At 34.7% G+C, this 18466-nt stretch carries 15 protein-coding genes; 3 read left to right on the top strand and 12 right to left on the bottom strand.

Features of this window, described 5'->3' with window-relative positions:
• Window positions 1–11: 11 nt before the first annotated feature.
• The 8 genes from secDF to HM983_RS11290 form a co-directional block, all read right to left on the bottom strand.
• Window positions 12–3053 (bottom strand): protein translocase subunit SecDF, encoded by a 3042-nt coding sequence (gene secDF, locus HM983_RS11325; RefSeq protein WP_179345550.1) that lies wholly within the window; start codon window positions 3051–3053, stop codon window positions 12–14.
• 163 nt (window positions 3054–3216) lie between these two features.
• On the bottom strand, window positions 3217–3807 hold the full coding sequence (locus HM983_RS11320) for a hypothetical protein (RefSeq protein ID WP_179345549.1): 591 nt from the start codon (window positions 3805–3807) through the stop codon (window positions 3217–3219).
• Window positions 3808–3868: 61 nt separating this feature from the next.
• Window positions 3869–4531 carry a hypothetical protein gene (locus tag HM983_RS11315; protein WP_179345548.1) on the bottom strand — a complete coding sequence of 221 codons (663 nt, stop codon included), beginning with the start codon at window positions 4529–4531 and terminating at the stop codon, window positions 3869–3871.
• Window positions 4532–4543: 12 nt separating this feature from the next.
• A complete protein-coding gene (gene mdh, locus HM983_RS11310) occupies window positions 4544–5470 on the bottom strand; it encodes a malate dehydrogenase (RefSeq protein WP_179345547.1) in 927 nt (308 codons plus the stop codon).
• Between the two features lie 129 nt (window positions 5471–5599).
• Window positions 5600–6616: a DUF6588 family protein gene (locus HM983_RS11305; protein ID WP_179345546.1), complete on the bottom strand. Its 1017-nt coding sequence runs from the start codon at window positions 6614–6616 to the stop codon at window positions 5600–5602.
• A gap of 89 nt (window positions 6617–6705) precedes the next feature.
• Window positions 6706–9246: a TonB-dependent receptor gene (locus HM983_RS11300; RefSeq protein WP_179345545.1), complete on the bottom strand. Its 2541-nt coding sequence runs from the start codon at window positions 9244–9246 to the stop codon at window positions 6706–6708.
• Window positions 9233–10147: a FecR family protein gene (locus HM983_RS11295; RefSeq protein ID WP_179345544.1), complete on the bottom strand. Its 915-nt coding sequence runs from the start codon at window positions 10145–10147 to the stop codon at window positions 9233–9235. The genes HM983_RS11300 and HM983_RS11295 overlap by 14 nt, the downstream gene beginning before the upstream one ends.
• A gap of 64 nt (window positions 10148–10211) precedes the next feature.
• Window positions 10212–10733, bottom strand: coding sequence for an RNA polymerase sigma factor (locus HM983_RS11290; RefSeq protein WP_179345543.1), 522 nt, complete (start codon window positions 10731–10733; stop codon window positions 10212–10214).
• A gap of 202 nt (window positions 10734–10935) precedes the next feature.
• Here HM983_RS11290 and HM983_RS11285 point away from each other — a divergent pair, with 202 nt between their 5' ends.
• From HM983_RS11285 to HM983_RS11275, 3 genes are all read left to right on the top strand, one after another.
• Window positions 10936–11988 (top strand): hypothetical protein, encoded by a 1053-nt coding sequence (locus tag HM983_RS11285; protein ID WP_179345542.1) that lies wholly within the window; start codon window positions 10936–10938, stop codon window positions 11986–11988.
• Window positions 11989–12072: 84 nt separating this feature from the next.
• The gene (locus HM983_RS11280) at window positions 12073–12849 is read left to right on the top strand and encodes a membrane metalloprotease (protein WP_179345541.1); all 777 of its coding nucleotides are present in this window, start codon (window positions 12073–12075) and stop codon (window positions 12847–12849) included.
• Between the two features lie 30 nt (window positions 12850–12879).
• Complete coding sequence (locus tag HM983_RS11275) at window positions 12880–13470, top strand: porin family protein (protein WP_179345540.1); 591 nt, start codon at window positions 12880–12882, stop codon at window positions 13468–13470.
• A 290-nt stretch (window positions 13471–13760) separates the two neighbouring features.
• Here the strand turns inward: HM983_RS11275 and gyrB are convergent, their stop codons facing one another.
• The 4 genes from gyrB to HM983_RS11255 all read right to left on the bottom strand — a co-directional run bounded on the left by gyrB (window position 13761) and on the right by HM983_RS11255 (window position 18451).
• A complete protein-coding gene (gene gyrB / locus HM983_RS11270; RefSeq protein ID WP_179345539.1) occupies window positions 13761–15710 on the bottom strand; it encodes a DNA topoisomerase (ATP-hydrolyzing) subunit B in 1950 nt (649 codons plus the stop codon).
• A gap of 289 nt (window positions 15711–15999) precedes the next feature.
• Window positions 16000–16686: a C1q-like domain-containing protein gene (locus HM983_RS11265; protein ID WP_179345538.1), complete on the bottom strand. Its 687-nt coding sequence runs from the start codon at window positions 16684–16686 to the stop codon at window positions 16000–16002.
• A 249-nt stretch (window positions 16687–16935) separates the two neighbouring features.
• Window positions 16936–17733, bottom strand: coding sequence for a DUF6090 family protein (locus HM983_RS11260; RefSeq protein ID WP_179345537.1), 798 nt, complete (start codon window positions 17731–17733; stop codon window positions 16936–16938).
• A 4-nt stretch (window positions 17734–17737) separates the two neighbouring features.
• On the bottom strand, window positions 17738–18451 hold the full coding sequence (locus tag HM983_RS11255; protein WP_218841862.1) for a DUF6090 family protein: 714 nt from the start codon (window positions 18449–18451) through the stop codon (window positions 17738–17740).
• Window positions 18452–18466: the final 15 nt, after the last annotated feature.

Genomic DNA, 18466 nt, shown 5'->3' with positions numbered 1-18466 from the left:
TATCATTCTAATTACGCTTCCTCCTCTTCTTTAACTTTCTTCTTTAACGATTCTGCAGCATCACCTTTTTTAGCAGTATCGTACATAACTGGTGTTGCAATAAACAACGAAGAATATGTACCTACTAAAACACCGACTATTAACGCAAACAACAAACCTCTTAAAGAATCAGCACCAAACGTGAACATTGCCAATAACACTACCAAAGTCGTTACAGAGGTATTCAATGTTCTACTCAATGTACTATTTAAGGATTGATTGATGGTTTGATCGAATTTCCAACTGGTGTGCTCGTTTAAGAATTCTCTAATTCTATCAAATACAACCACGGTATCATTCAGCGAGTAACCAATTACTGTTAATATCGCTGCGATAAACGCCTGGTCAATTTCCATACTAAAAGGCATAAACTTCCATGTTAAAGAGAAAATTCCCAATACAATTAATACATCATGGAATACAGCCGCAACAGCACCTAAGGAGAATTGCCATTTCTTAAAACGGAATAGTATATATAAGAATACAACTACCAATGAGCCTAAAACCGCCCACACTGATGATTTTTTAATATCATCTGCAATGGTTGGACTTACTTTACTCGATAGCATTTTACCTATTTTAGCATCTCCGGAACCATCCAAGAATTCTTGGTAAGACATACCAGCTGGTAAATATGGTTTTAACGCTTCAAATAATTTAGACTCAACTTCCTCGTCTGCTTCGGTTGAGTTATCGTTAACTTTATATTTTGTCGAGATCTTTAACTGGTTGGCACCACCAATGGTTTTCACTTCAGCACTTCCAAAAACATCGTTTAATGTAGAACCGACTTCTTCCGTACTCACTTCTTGGTCAAATCGCACTTGATAGGTTCTACCACCAACAAAATCAATACCTTGATCCAAGCCTGTTGTAAATAACGAACCTAAACTCGCTACTATTAAAACACCAGAAATAACGTAAGCAATCTTGCGCTTCTTCAAGAAATTGATATTCACATTTTTGAATAAGTTCTTGGTCATGGACGTTGAAAAATCCAGCTTCCCACCTCTATTTGCATACCAATCGATCAATAAACGCGTAATGAATATCGCGGTAAATAACGATGTTAAAATACCTATGATCAATGTTGTCGCGAAACCTTTAATTGGTCCTGTACCAAATACAAATAAAATTAAAGCTGTTAAACCCGTTGTGATGTTCGCATCTAAAATTGAAGATAATGCATTTGAGAAACCATCTTTAATGGATTCCTTTTGGGATTTTCCTTTAGCGAGTTCCTCTCTAATTCGTTCAAAAATAAGTACGTTCGCATCGACCGAAATACCAATAGTTAATACTATACCAGCAATACCTGGCAAGGTTAATACAGCACCTAGACTTGCTAATACTCCAAATATTAATAGGATGTTTAACAATAAAGCTATATCAGCAAAAATTCCTGACTTACCATAATAGAATACCATCCAAAGTAATACAAATGCTAAAGCAATAATGAATGATTTCATACCGCTATCAATAGCTTCTTGACCTAAAGAAGGTCCTACCTCATCAGCTTGTACAATTTCTGCCGAAGCAGGTAATTTACCAGCTCTTAAAACATTGGCTAAATCGACAGCTTCAGTTAGTGAGAATGACCCAGAAATCTGTGAGTTACCACCAGAAATTGGACCTGTAGAAACACCAGGAGCAGAATACACAATATTATCTAAAACGATTGCGATATTGCCTCTTGTTTCATAAGCTCTTTTGGTCATTTCTTCCCAAATTTTTGCTCCTTTCGCATTCATTTGCATGCTTACTGCAGGTCTGCTCAATTGATCGTAATCTTGCCTAGCATCAGTGATTACCGCACCACTTAATTCTGGTACGCCTTCTCTATTACTTTTTATTGCGTATAATTCTACAAACTCAGATTCTTCTTGTTCGATGCCCCAAACAAATTTTAGGTTACGCATTTCAGAAGGCAACTGTGCTCTGTTTTGTGGTTGGTTTAAGATATCCATTACCTTTTCCTTGTCCTTCGCCAAGAAAATTCCGATAACTGGTCCACCTTGTCCAAAACCTTGAATACCCAAAGGATTAACATCTGCCACATTTGTAGAATCAGACTCAATTTGTCCTGTTAAATCATCAATAGTGCTTGATGTAGTGTCCTGTACTTCTTCACCTTCCTCAATTTCACTTGTATTTTCAGCAGTCTCACCGGCTTCCACCAATGCTTGGTTCACTTGTAATAAATATGGTGCAACCTCTTCAGTTTTAAAGGTTTCCCAGAACTGTAGTTGCGCTGTTTTTGTGATGATATCCACCACACGCTCTCTGTCTTTTGCACCTGGTAGTTCAATAAGAATTCGACCAGAATTACCTAAACGCTGTATGTTTGGTGACGATACACCAAAACCATCAATTCGATTTCGTAATACCTCAAAAGCAGAAACAATAGACTCATCTATTTTTGTTCTGATGATCCCTTTAACTTTATCATCTGACATATCGAATTTGATATCGTCACTCAAATCACGGTTGGCAAAAATATCTGGTGATGCTAATTTTGTATCACCCTTAATTTCATCAAAAGCTCTAAAAAAAGATTCTAAATAAGATTCTTGTGCATCTTTTTGAAGCTCATCTGCATCATCCAGAGCTTTATTGAATACTGGATCTTTACTATTGTTAGCCAAACCTTTCAAAATATCTTTTACAGATATTTGGATTATGGCATTAATACCACCTTTAAGATCCAGACCAAGTTTCATGGCGTTGTCTTCAACTTCTGTGTAAGTATAGTCGGCAACCCCTAAATCATAAACTTTAATAGGTTCTAAATTACCATCAACTTCAACTTTTGAAGTTTTAAGAGAGTCAATGTAATTGATCTCGGCAATGTTGCGTTTTGTTTGGTAATCCTCAACATCATCACTAAATTTAGCGTATGCGTGGATTTCTGCGTTATCCTCTATCTGATTGGCTTTGAATGTAAATGATAATTGGTAAATACTTACCAAGCCAAATAGAATCGCAAAAAGCTTTATTATTCCTTTGTTTTGCATTGTTCTTTTATTTATGTCAAATTTTTAAAACGGGCAAATATAGAATTTAGCCCATAGATTGACAATTGTTTTTATGTTATTAATGTTTTTTTGATAGCTCCTTGATTGATGAATAAAAGCTATAATAAAATGAAGATGGGAATTTATTGTGATAAGCTATTCCCTAAGCTATAGGTCCTGCCCTTACCTCAGGAATATCTCTTGAAGTTTTATTTAATTTATTTTGAACATCTTGATTGACTTGAAAAGCCACTTCAATGAGACTATAAAGTGGATTATCTAAATTACCATCGAAAAAAGTATGGTTCTGATGAAAAGATGAATCCGATTTTTGTGGTGAAGTTGGTATTAATAAGCCTGCAAGACTTAAATCGGAATCAACCCCTTTTTGAATTTCGAAGATATCTAATTCATAGTTATTTTTAGTTGGGAATTGATCATCACTTTTGTCGTCTTGAGCATAAAGCACATTCTCTTGTTGCAACAAAGACTTGATATAATCAACATCAAAAATACTATGGTATGTGATTTTTAACTCACCATTTGGCAGGTGTTCTACAATAATATTATCAGCACCAGCATCTGTAAGTTGTCTTTTTAAGGTAGTAAGCGTTTGTTCCGTAATCTCTGAGGTAGTCTCGGAGGTATTAAATTGTAGTAGAATTTGTTGATTAGCTACATGCGCATCGTTATGACGCAGTACCAACGCGATTAGAATAATTATTAAAACGCCAAAGTAGCCTTTCGCCTTCATGCGGCAAATATAAAAAAATAATCCCGATAGCTATCGGGATTATTATGATTAAAAATTGATGTTACATACCAGGCATTTCTTTATAGCCATCTGGTGGAGTCATATTAAATTTAGCATCATCGACTGGTTGTTTTTTTAAATCAGTCACCTCTGTAATAATATTCATTTTCATCCCTTGCTGATCCATCTCCATTTCCATATACATGGGATATCCTTTAATCTTATTACCCAATACTGCTGTTTGCTGGTTAAGAGCCGGTTCGATCTTATCGGTTGTAAAAAGAATCATTTTCATATCCACCCCATTTTGCGTTATCGTAACAATGTGCTCTTTACACTCATAACCAAGAATTGTTTTAGTTCTTTCTCCTTTTTCTACAGATACGCTGTTCATTAATTCTTCGGTGAGTTCAACAGTTTGCGTCATATACACTTTACCCATTGCAGGAGTATCCATTAAGGTTAAAGTCTCTGTCTTTTTTGGAGTAGTATGAGAAATTGCCGTAATGTCTCCGGTCATTGGATTTGATAATTCTGAACGGGACTTGCTTTCTTTAAAATAAGTGGTACCAATCATATCTCCCATTTGAGCATAAGCTTCATTCATTTGCTCATTATCACTAGAGATAGTCTGCTTAGTAGTAATAACACCCTCTTTGATTTTTTCTTGAGCACTTACGGATAACGTTAATGCCGCGACAAAAAGTAATATTAATTTTTTCATTTATTATTTTAATTAAAGCTCTAACAAGCCATTAGTTTTCTTAACACCTTCGGCACTTGCTGCCATGTGTTCTTTTTCAGCATCACTAAGTGGTACATCTACTATTTTTTCAATACCTTCTCTACCTAGAATTACCGGTACTCCGATACAAAGATCATTTAAACCATATTCACCATCTAATAAGGTTGAGCATGGATACATTTTCTTTTGATCGCATGCAATGGCCTGAACAAGTCCGCTTACAGCAGCACCAGGCGCATACCAAGCAGAAGTGCCCAATAATTTTGTTAATGTGGCTCCACCAACTTTGGTGTCTTCTTTTACTTGATTTAACCTATCCTCGGATAAGAATTCAGACACCTTAATACTATTTCTAGTCGCGTGTGAGGTCAACGGTACCATACCAGTATCACTATGGCCTCCAATTACCATTCCATCTACATCACTAATTGGTGCTTCTAAAGCCTCGGCCAATCTGTATTTGAAGCGTGCAGAATCCAAAGCACCACCCATTCCAATAATTCTGTTCTTTGGTAAATCCGTAGTCTTATGTACCAAATAGGTCATCGTATCCATAGGGTTACTCACTACAATCAGAATTGTATTTGGTGAATGCTCTACCAAACTAGATGATACCGATTTTACAATGCCTGCATTAATACCAATCAATTCTTCACGAGTCATACCTGGCTTTCGAGGAATACCTGAAGTAATTACGCAGATGTCACTATTTGCAGTTTTAGAATAATCGCTTGTGCTTCCCGTGATTTTAGTATCAAACCCGTTAAGCGATGCGGTTTGCATTAAATCCATAGCTTTACCTTCTGCATAGCCTTCTTTAATGTCTAATAAAACGACTTCTGAAGCAAAATTTTTAATTGCAATATATTCTGCACAACTTGCTCCAACTGCGCCAGCTCCAACTACTGTTACTTTCATGTGTTATAAGTTTTTAAAGTGAAAAATTGTTATTTTAATGGATTGCAAAATTACAAATAAAATTACTGTAAACGAAGAAAGCACAGGATTTACTCCCATGCTTTTCTATATGTTATATTGAAAATTCTTTTATCTGAACCCGAAGTTGACACCAACTGAAAACGCATCATATTCAGACAAATGGTATTCGGCATTAAGCCTAAAGAATCCCAACTTCAATTTTGTTCCGATGGTACCTCTAACAGCAGCCACTTCACTTGAAACTGAAAATGGATCAGTAATTGTTTCTGAGGTAAATGTGCCATCTGTTACACGATAGTCTCCTAATAAGTCTGAGTCAGACGTTCCTTTAATATAACCAATACCTCCATAAAAATTTATTACAGGCAAACGAGTTGATGCTACCAATTGAAACAACCATGTGTTTGTATCATTTTCTACCCGTTGGTTATCTCCATTTATGCCTGAGGATTCCGTTAAATCGTAAGACCCATCCAAATGGGTATATGACACTAAACCAGAAAGAGCAACTGGCCATATTTTATCTGCAGGCAACCATTTAGTAAATTCTAACTGTATACCTGCACCATACATACTCAAGGAAACATCTTCCTCTTCAATTTTTGGTACAAATCGTGCCTTGAGCTCAATACCACTGCTAAGACCAATAGCTCCCTGAATAAATGCCGTTGGCAATAGATTTGCACTTTGGTCACCAAAACCTTGTGGCAATTCTATCTGTTGGGTTTGATTTCCGAATATTGGATCGTCGTATTCAACTTCTACAAAAATGCTTGGATTGTTTTCACCCAGAACCGAAGCGACCAATTGAGAACTAGGTCCACTAACAAACTGTACGTTGTTATAATCAGCTGTATTTAGTGTGAACGTTTTATTCTCATCCGCTATCAAGGATGCATTTCCAATAATAGATATTTCAAAACCACCAAGAGGTTTCACCTCTGCTGAGTTGAACCAGTTGGCATTCATACTATGCATTAAACCATTAGTACCAGGTGCCAGATAATCATTAGCAAATCGCTGGGCATCATCAACTCCTGCTGCTAGCAATACGTCAAAATCGTTCTGAGCTTTAGCCGAGAATGCCAAGACGCTAACAACGACTGTAATTAATATTTTTTTCATGAGGTTAAGATTTTATTGTCATTGACAAATATAGAAAATTAATCAGATTTATAACTTTTAATCGGTTTTATTTGTTTTTAATCGATGTTTTAGAATTGACACCTGAAACTGATGTTTGGTGTAAGACCCAAAGATTTATTTTCAATTCTTATAGCATTTTCATTGTCATTAGGGTCTACTTCAAAATAGGTGTTAATGTCGTTTTTTCGATTTAACATATTGATAACGCCAAATCTTAATGAAGATTGCACATTCTTTGTCAGTTGAAAATCATAGTTGAGCGAAGCGTCCAACCGCATAAAATCATCTAAATTATCGCTATTGGGTGTGTCATAATTTACGAATGTATTGTTACCGTCCTGTACTGTTTCATTACCCTCAACAGGTTGTGTAAAAGGTTGTCCCGAACGCCAAATACCACCAACGGACATTTCCAAATTATCTAAAATGCTATAATTAAAAGCGAGTGAAACCGAGTGTCTAATATCTGCGTTATTTGGAAAAATTGATGGCGTCAAAGTTTTAAACTCATAATCGTTGACGCTATAAGTATAGCTTAACCATGTACTGTATTTTGACGCTGTTTTATTTAAGAGCAATTCAATCCCTTTGACATTATAGCTTCCAATTGCATTTATAAATTGAAAGTTGTTATAAAATCCTTGATTAGATGCCGTAATACCATCTACTTTTTTGTAAAAACCTTCAATATCTACCACAAAATCATTTTTACTGTATTCTACTCCGAACGAACCTTGTTTACTTTCCGAAATTGGGATATTTTGTTCATCGGCCAAAATCCAACGTCTGTTTTCAACACCTAAAAAATCATCTTGAAAATCGATAATCTGCGTGGCCGATTGATTTTTAAACTCACCTTGCATCTTTAATGCAAAGTGGCTCGAGAGGTTTTGTCGTAAGTTCAATCGTGGTTCAATAATTGTTTTATCGAATTTCTGGAAATAGTTTACACGCACTCCTGCTCTGATATAAGTACTGTTATTATTGAATTCAATCTCGCTAAAAACCGCATGATTTAACAGTACATCTTTTTTGGTTCGACTGAATGCTGGTACACTAACATCCGTAGCGTTAAGAATACCAACTTCGGTAAATTGATAACCGTTTAGAAGATTGAAAGCATTACTAATTCTGAAATTAAAATTCAATTTTAAACCTGTTTCAATTACTTCATTTTCTTGAAATAATCTTTGGTCGGTATCAATTCTAAAATCAGTAGCATCTACATTATATTGAGAATAATAACCACTTAAATTTGTACTAAAGCGTTTACTCCATTCCGCATTCCAGTTTGCTCCAAAGCCAAGATTTCGTTGTTGCAGATTGCTCGTTTTTGACTCTGTTTCGTCATTTTCATTTGTAAAAAATTCCTCATAATCTAGATTATTGTGAATTCCTATAAAGTTGGCACGAAATTTATGATTTTCATTAAGGTCAAATAAGAGCTTCGCCGAATAATCATAGAAGAAAAATTCTGAAGACCGATTGCTCTCATTAATATTATCACTATTGGTCTCTATCTCACTATCTTGAAAACTACGCTCAAAATAGTTCTCGTAAGTTGGTGAGCTTAAAAAATCAGTAAACGATCTCCTACCAGAGATATGAAAAGCCAGTTTTTCTGAAATAGGAATTTCTAAAAAAGCATCTGCATGAATTAAATTCGCACCATAACCACCCGAAATTTGTGGTTTGATGTCATTTTTAGTTTTCATATTAATGGTACTCGAAACACCATCACTAAACTGGCTCGATGTTCCGTTTTTTATTACGGTAACCTTTTCCGTTAAATAAGGATTATAGGCAGAAATAAGACCGAAAAAATGTCCGGAATGGTACATTTTTATATCATCCCAAAGAATGAGATTCTGGTCATTGGTGCCACCACGCACGTTGATATTGGCGACACTTTCGTTAAGACTCTCGACTCCCGGAAGCGCTTGAATGGATTGTAGTACGTCTGGCTCTGTCAATCCAGGTAAAATCCCAAATTGTTCCGTATTTAAAACTGTGCTTCCGTCAATTCGTTTTTGTAAACCTGTAGTCAAAAATTTTGTGATTAGGATCTGATTTAGGATTTCAGTTTTCTCAATAAGTTTCAAGACGTTGCAATCTGTATTTGACCTTAAGTCTATTGCTTTAAGCATTAGCTTTTCAAAACCTAAATATGAAATTTCAATTTGGGAATTAATAGGAACATCTTCCATTATAAATTGTCCTTCTGTATTAGAAATGACACCTTTATTTGTGTTTTCTACAACGACAGACGCACCATATAGAGGTAAATTGTCATTCTCGGTATAAAGAGTACCGCAAATGTCAATAGTTTTATCACTTGTAGAAATGGTGATGTATCGCTCGGTTAAAAACTTAAAATTGAGTAACGTGGTAGCGTTGAGATAAGCAATGATACTTTGTAATGTATTGTTCACATCAGGCTGTACCACTTTGACATTCTCAACATCTTCAACGGCATAGGAAAATTTTACGTCAAAATTGTACTCTAAATCATTAATAACTTCTAATAAAGGCTTCTGTTCCTGAGCTATGGCAGTCATAGCAGAAAACAAAAATATAATACAAAACGTGAGAAATTTATTGAGACCCATAGCTGTATAACTCTACTTGATTGCCATTTATTTTGTAACTCAAGTTTAGCGGTATGGTAACGGATTGCAAGGCAATATTTTTGTCAGTGTGCGTAAAACTACCTGAAAACATAGTGGTAGTTTCAATATCTTCAGCTGAAATATTTATATCATATTGAATTTCTAATTCATCAATAACTTGCCACAACGGCACCTTATCAAATGAAGATTCTTTTGATAGCCAGGCTGGATTTTTTGTGTTGAATTTTTCAACATTTACAATAGTCCCATTGACTACTCTAAAGGTCTCTCCAGGATTTATCATTTTTACCTTTTCCTTATGAGTAACACTCACCAAGCCCTCATAGCATTTGACTTCAAAATAATTATCACGTTCCTTTACATTAAACTGCGTACCCAAAACCTTTACATCTCCAGCATCTGTTTTTACTGTAAATTGTTCACCTTTAGAAACCTTAAAAAATGCCTCTCCATCCAGTTCTAACAATCTATTCTTTTTCCAAGATTTTTTATTGAATGATAAATTTGATTTTGCATTAAGAATCACTTCTGAATTATCGGGTAAATTTAAAATTTCCGTCTGGGCGATTTCAGTAGCAAAAGATTTTTCATTGTTAAAAAATAGAAAATAAGATGCTGACAACATTAATACCAAAACAGCAGCAATCTTCAAAAATGATTTGAAATTTAATGGTATAACCTTAGTGTCTTCTTTCTTAGAATTTCTTTTTCTAAAATCGGCAAGCGCTTTTTGCGCATCCACTTTTGGCGCCTCTAGTTGCCTGGAATAAAATCTAGATTTTTCGAGCGCAGTTAAGTCCTCATTAGGATATAATTTCTTTATTTCCTCCGTGGACAATTCGCCATTAAACCATTTTAATATGTCGTTTTCCTTATTCATTCTGTGCTGCTTTACACCTTTAAGACACCTTAATATATATTTACCCTATACTTAAATAAAAAAATTAAAAATTTTCATGGCCCAACTTTTCCCGAAGAACCTTTAGAGCCCCAGACATTCTTTTTTCAACCGTTTTTTGAGAAATATCTAGTAACTCTGCTATTTCTCTGTATTTTTTATCTTCAATCCTGTTAAGCAAAAAAACTTCGCGTTGGTCATCGCTTAAATCTGCAATGACAGATTGTAACTTCTTTTTAAATTCTTCTTCTTCTAATAAATATTCAGGATTTTGGTTAGTCTTGTCTAAGTATGGTGAAGCCTTGGCATAAGACAAGACTACTTTTTGATGTCTTACCGTATTGAGAAATAAATTATTAACCGTTGTAAAGAGGTAGGTTTTGGCTTTAGAAAAATCAATCTTGGCACAATTCTCCCATATTTTTGCGAAAGCATCCTGAACAAAATCAAGGGCAGCTGCGTTGTCTCCACACTTATAATATGCAAAATTACTTACCGCTTGGATATGATCTAAATAAAAGGCCTTAAAATGCGTTTCATTACAAAGTTTAGGTTTGGAGCTACTCATATATTCTAATTACAATGTACGATTTCACAAAAATAGGCATAAAAATTATACATTTTATTAAATTGATTATCAGCTATTTATGTTTTATTTTAATTTTTATTTCAAAAAATCATAGGGTAAATTTAAACTAGAACGTCTTAAATATAGAAAGCGAAGAAATCGCAGTTAAATTTAAAACATATTAACCCAAAAATTTAGAATCATGAAAAATTTAAAATTCTTAACCGCACTATTATTAATGTCAGTTTTAGTTTTCACATCATGTCAAGACGAAATTGATGAAGAAATGGGAGATAATCCGAATACAAATTCGGCGACCTCACCTACCGCAAACAACCTAGAACGCACTTCTAGATACGACGGAAGTTTTGATGACTTTTTAGATGGCATTTCTTGTTCATCTATCTTGTTACCAGTAACCGCTACTGTGAATGATACTCAGATTACAATTATTAGCGAGTCTGATTACAACTTAGTTCTAGAAATCTTAGGAGAATTTACAAACGATGACGATTCAGTAGAGTTTCAATTTCCTTTAACCGTGAGATTGAGCAATTACACAGAAGTACAAGTTGCCAATCAAGCTGAATTTGAAGAAATCATGGACGCCTGTGAAGAGGCAGAAGCACAAGCTGAAGATGCTATAAATTGTTTAGATATCGATTTACCTATAACAATTTTAACCTATGATGTAAATGTTGAGCAAACCGGAAGTGTTGTAATAGAATCCGAAGAGCAATTATTCAACTTTATGACCAATTTTGATGAAAATGCATTCTTTGCTGTTAGTTATCCAATTACTGCAACTTTAAGTAACGGAACAACAGTTGAGATAATGAGTGATGCTGATTTGCAGGCACAAATCACAGAATGTTTGGTAAACGAAGAGGCTGAAGAAGAAGCTGAAGAAAGTGCAGATGACCTTAATGATATATTGGTTGATGGGCTTTTCAAAGTAGATGCTTTTATTAACGCAGGAGTAGATACTGCTACAGATTATACTGAGTTCACTATCGATTTTGCTAATGATATGACAGTTAGAGCAGAAAACACAGTAAACGCAACTGTATCAGATGTGGAAGGTACTTATGAAGTTGCTTCAGAAATGGAGGTTTTCTTAACATTATCTTTTTCAGGAAATGCTTCTTTTGAACTATTGAACAAAACGTGGGAAGTTTCTAGCTTTTCAGAAAGCTCAATTGAGTTAAAAAGTTCGACTAATGCCGCTATAACTTTAGTTTTATCCCAAATTTAAAAACTAGAAAGGTATTAGCTACGTATGTTAGGGTAAAGCGGCCACTATACTTTAGTGGCTGCTTTTATAAAAAATATTAAAACAATGAAGCACAAAATTTTCTACTTTATTTTAATTCTAACGCTTATTGTTAGTTGTTCTAAGGACGATTCTATTTCGAGTGACAATGACAACGAAATCGATGTCAACTTAAACAGACAGACTGTCGGAAGTTCTGCCAACGATTTATTATCTGCAGATAAATTTACTAATATGATAATAGAACTTGTATATGTTGAAGGGTTTGAGCCGAATGCATCAACTGTTAACAATTTTATTTCATTTATCCAGAGCACTTCTTTTAAACCTGATGGAATTACAATAGAAAAAAGATCAATTCCATCACCAAATAAAGACACTTTTACAATACAAGAAATTGCAGATATTGAAAGAGAAAACAGACAATTTTATAATACTGATAACCAAATTGCAGTTTGGGCATTTTTCGCCGATGGACAATCTTCAAATGATACTAATAATACATTTACATTGGGCTCTGCTTATTGGAACACCTCGTTTGTAATCTTTGAGGAGACAGTTAGAAATTTAAGTGACAGCGCTTTTGAACCTGATAGAACGTTGTTGGAAACAACTGTCATCAATCATGAGTTTGGTCACATACTTGGATTAACCAATTTAGGTTCGGATATGCAGCAGGAGCACGAAGATGAAGATCACCCCAAACATTGTGATGTAGAATCTTGCTTGATGTTTTGGACACAAGAATCCTCAGCTGGAATTGACGAAATGGTGAACATGTCTTCTGCTCCTGAATTAGATGCGCAATGTAAGGCAGATTTACAGGCCAATGGTGGAAAATAAATTTTGAAAACGAATAAAATATATCATACAATGAAACATTTAATTTTAACTATAACCGCATCACTTTTTATATTTTGCTCTTTGAATGCACAGGATACAAATACAAACGCATCCAACGCAGGATTAAAATTTGGCTATAATCTAGCCGCAGTAAGTTTTGATGGTGATTCTGAAACAGGACAGCGTCATGGTTTTCATATCGGGTTTTATGGTGAGTCATTTTTGGCGGAGAGTGTAGCGCTTCAGATTGAGCTTTTATACTCTCAACAAGGCTACGAAATAAAAGATGGTGGCGGAACATTTACGCAAAAATTGAATTACATCAACCTGCCACTATTCTTAAAACTCTACCCAGTTGATAATTTCTTTTTAGAAGCTGGTCCGCAGATTGGATTGGCCGTTTCACACAAAGAAGAATTTGACAGTAATTTTAATCTGTTTGACACCTCTCAGGAATTTGATCCTAACAATTTTGATTGGGGCGTTAATTTTGGAGGTGGCTTTAAAACCGATTCTGGTGTAAGTCTTGGAGTAAGATACCACTTAGGACTTGGAGATATCTACGATGATGGCAGTCCTAAAAACAGGGTTTGGCAATTCTCTTTAGGATTTGATTTTTAAAAATATTAATTCTGGCCACTTTTAAGATTTGCCAGAACGTAAGGTATTCTTTTTGCCTAGCAAAAAGGATTTGCTATTAATCAAGTAAAAACCGCATAGAAATATGCGGTTTTTCAATTTACCTGTTGTAGGTAATATTAAACTTCGTCACTTCGAGTGGGTTTTTCGATTGAAATGAGAAAAATTTGTATCGAGAAAAAGAATTTTAATAAATAAAAACTTCTCGATAAAATTTTAATCCTAAAAGTTTTTTGGGGATTAAAACCACTCGAACTGACGTTTATACTTTATTACGCATCAATATTTGCGTAAATGGCATTCTTCTCAATAAACTCTCTACGTGGTGGCACCTCATCTCCCATAAGCATTGAGAATATACGGTCTGCTTCTACTCCATTGTCTATTTGTACCAAACGCATAGTTCTAAACTCTGGATTCATTGTCGTGTCCCAAAGTTGCTCTGCATTCATTTCACCAAGACCCTTGTAACGCTGAATTTTAGAGTTCTCACCAAATTCCTTCATGATTGCATCACGTTCTTTATCACTCCAAGCATATTGTTTTTTTGCACCTTTCTTTATTAAATATAAAGGTGGTGTTGCAATGTAAATATGGCCGTTTTCAACCAACTCTTTCATATATCTAAAGAAGAAGGTTAAAATTAATGTTGCGATGTGGCTACCATCAATATCGGCATCACACATAATCACAACTTTATGGTATCTTAACTTAGAAAGGTTTAGTGCTTTACTATCTTCTTCTGTTCCAATAGTAACACCAAGTGCTGTAAAGATATTTTTGATTTCTTCGTTTTCAAACACTTTGTGCGTCATGGCTTTTTCTACATTGAGAATTTTACCTCTTAACGGAAGGATGGCCTGAAACTTTCTATCACGACCTTGTTTTGCCGTACCACCTGCCGAGTCTCCCTCGACCAAAAACACTTCGCATTTTTCTGGATCTTGTTCGGAACAATCAGACAATTTTCCAGGTAAACCGCCTATACTCATAACAGTTTTACGCTGTACCATTTCACGAGCTTTTTGTGCCGCGTGTCGCGCTTGTGCCGCAAGAATTACTTTTTGCACAATGGTTTTAGCATCGTCTGGGTGTTCTTCTAAGTAATCAGTCAACATTTCTGAAACAGACTGGCTAACAGCAGCAGAAACTTCTCTGTTTCCAAGTTTTGTTTTAGTCTGTCCTTCAAATTGCGGTTCCTGTACTTTTACAGATACAATGGCTGTTAAACCTTCACGGAAATCATCTCCAGCGATATCAAACTTTAATTTGTCTAACATCCCAGATTCATCTGCATACTTTTTAAGTGTATGTGTTAATCCACGGCGGAAACCAGATAAGTGCGTACCTCCTTCATGCGTATTAATGTTGTTTACATAAGAGTGTAAATTCTCTGCATAAGATGTATTATAAACCATGGCAACCTCAACAGGAACACCGTTCTTTTCTCCTTCAAAAGCAATAACATCTTTCATCAAAGGTTCACGGTTACCATCTAAGAACTTGATAAATTCCTTAAGACCTTCTGTTGAGTGAAAGGTTTCACCTTCAAAAGTTCCATCTTCTTTAGTGTAGCGCTTATCTACTAGATGTATGGTAATCCCTTTATTTAAATATGCCAATTCACGCAAACGACTGGCTAATGTATCATAGCTATATTCTAAGGTTTGAGTAAAAATTGTTGGATCTGGCTTAAAGGTTACCGTTGTTCCTCTTTTATCTGTTTCACCAACTGATTTTACAGGGTACAAGGCTTTACCACGCTCATATTCTTGTTCGTAAATTGTTCCTTTTCTGTATACTGTAGCTTTAAGATGTTCGGATAATGCATTTACACAACTCACACCAACACCGTGAAGTCCTCCAGAAACTTTATAAGAATCTTTATCGAATTTTCCACCCGCTCCAATTTTAGTCATTACAACTTCTAAAGCTGAAACGCCTTCCTTTTTGTGAAGATCGACCGGAATACCACGGCCATCATCTTCTGTGGTAATAGAATTGTCCTCGTTTATAGTTACGGTAATATTATCACAGTGACCAGCTAAAGCCTCATCAATAGAGTTATCCACAACCTCATATACCAGATGATGCAAACCACGCGTACCAACATCACCAATATACATGGAAGGACGCATACGTACATGCTCCATTCCTTCTAATGCCTGAATACTATCTGCTGAATAGTTATCTTTATTAAATTCTTCTCTTTTGTCGCTCATTATATTTTGAATAAGATTTAGTTCTAATTTATACCATAAAAAAAGACGCCTGCGCGTCTCATTTGAGTACTATCAAAGATACAAAATACTGAGCCATTTTAAAAGCATTTTGTCGATTGATAGTGATAATTATCAACATTTGTTAATTACTCAAAAGTGGCTTAAAATGGCTATAAAGTGGTTTAAAATCGATTTTGATGATTTTTTACTTTCCCAAAATGATAAGAAACCAATAGAAAAGCTTAGAAGTGAAATTTTAAAATTTTTATAAAATTAAAATCATCCAAACTTACCTTATTTGAACAATAGTAAAAAAGCTATCTTGGGAATTACCAGAAATATCCACTACCGATAAATCTGAATATAATTGAAAGCTTATTGTGTCGCCAGCATTAAGTTGAAGTAGTGTTTTGGTTTTTCTAACAGTTGGTGTTACATCTATATTAATTGACAAAACAGAAATATTGACATTTGCATAATCTTCCTTCGCTTCTACAAGACCATTCTTTAAAATACACACACCGTAATTTGAGGATGCAGCAATACCTGAACTTGAATTAATTTGAACAGAAACTTCATAAATACCATCTTGTTTGGCTGTGAATGTATTTGTCGCGGTATCAAATTCATCATTAAAATCAAAGTCCTCATTATTAAAAGGTAACATGGTGTAAGTCGCACCAACACCTAAGTTGAGGTTAACGGTTCCTCCACCAGCAAAATTTCCTTTAACCGCAGTTTTTAGTGCAGAACTTATAACAATTCTTGATGGAATCCTTTTAACTGTTCCGTCCCTAGATATAACTAATATTGAATCTTTTGCAAGGTCAACGTCAAATTCTTCAGAGATAGTTCTTATTCTTAAATCTCCATTAATATCTAACGCAGCTGTAGGACCAGTAGTTCCTATACCCACTTGAGCAAATCCCATATAACTAAAAAGAACCACTACAATAAATTGTATTTTTTTTACCATAACTTTTAATTTTATTAATAGATTTTGGGAAGAATTAAGTTATTAAAAGCAAAGTGACTAAGCAGGTTAAACTCTTATTTATTAGATGAATAACGTGTTTATTTAACTTTTAAAATATTTTTCCTACAAATAAAAACTAATTAAGTAAAGTATTGGCTTACTAAGCGTTGCCTATGATGACTTGTTCGTAATTTAAAAAAAGTAAAACTTAGAACTCAACGATTTAGTTACTTAGCAAAAGGCATGGCATTAATATTTATCAATTAAAATTTCTTCTTCAATCAACGATATCAATGCTTTAAAATCTTCATCTAAATCTTTATGGGTTTTTGCTATTAACCCATTATTTAGAATAGCCAATTTTAAGCCATTTCCAAAAGTTTGATCATTAAATAACCATTGCGAATCTTCTATTATTTTTTGATATCTCGAGTCTGGGATATCTGAAAGTGACAACCGTTTTGGCGCACCATAATTAGGGTCGGCATTGTCAAAAAAATCGAGTCCTGACGTATTATAAATTTGTATATCGTATAAATAATCCTGAAATTCTCGTCGCATGTGGTCTTCGTTTATAGAGATGTCCGCATAAAATTTGTCGAGTTCTAAAAGCTGATTTTTTATACTGTCGTTTGTTATTAAACTCAACTTTCCAGAACTCAGCAGCTCTTTAAACGTATTGTTATTGGGAACAAACGTGTTCCATCTAAATACAGTTTCATAATTATCTACGTATGCTTTGGCATCTTCAATACTTTGAGGCTCCTTTGTGTTTAACAAATAAGATGCTGCTTTCACCTTACTGAATCTAAAGTCTTCAAAGTGTTTATTATTAAGCACCTCTTGATTTAAATCATTTTTGATGTTTTTTAAATAGTTGATTTCAATTGCTCGTGCTTTTCTGTTTTCATTCCAATTATTAATTTGAAGTGCAATGAGAATTCCAATGACCACAAGGATGATTTCGCCAATGGCATAGAGCAAGTATTTCTTTGTTCTATTTTGGTTGATCATAGATTGTCTTATTTGTCGGAAGAATTTAATCATTTTCTCAGTCTTTTATTTCCATGGTTTCAGCTAAAATTTTATCAATGGTGGTTTCAAGATTTTCCAAGGCCTGGATATAGTTGGTTAAACACCAAGCGTGGTTGTCTATGTTGTTTTCAAATTCGATATCCTGAAATATTTTATAGGTGTCGGGATTTAATTTAGATGGTTCTTCCCAATCTAAAAATCCGTAGCTGTCTATGTTTTTGAGCGATGCATTTTTTGTAAGATATGGCATCATCATGTTTTGAGAGAAATCATCGAGAGTATCCCACGCTTCTTCCTTTTCATTTAGAAAACTGGACCATTGAAACAAATGCAATCGTAAAGAATCTGACGCAATCAATTTTAGTTTCCCTGATGAAATCAAATCTGAAAGTACGTTCTCGGTTGGTCTATAATCATAATAATTAATGCTTTCAGAGATAAGACTATCTGTGTTGTGCTGTTTTAAAGTGCCTCTATCCTCTCCTATGAGACCAATGACCTCTTTTGTGGAATTTATAAACCCACGATAGTCGTTTTTTACCAGCTCAAGATCACTCCGATTTTTTTTGAATTCAAAATTGAGATTTTTTAAAATAGACTTCTCCTCTTTTTTGTCGATTTGAGTGTTGTTCCAATTATTAATTTGAAGTGCAATCAGAATCCCAATGACGACTAGGATGATTTCGCCAATGGCGTATTTGAAGTACTTGCCGGTTTTGTTTTCACTCATAAGGTTGTATCTTAT

Source organism: Winogradskyella ursingii (genome assembly GCF_013403975.1).
GTDB lineage: Bacteria > Bacteroidota > Bacteroidia > Flavobacteriales > Flavobacteriaceae > Winogradskyella > Winogradskyella ursingii.
This window is presented reverse-complemented; position numbering and strand designations above follow the sequence as displayed.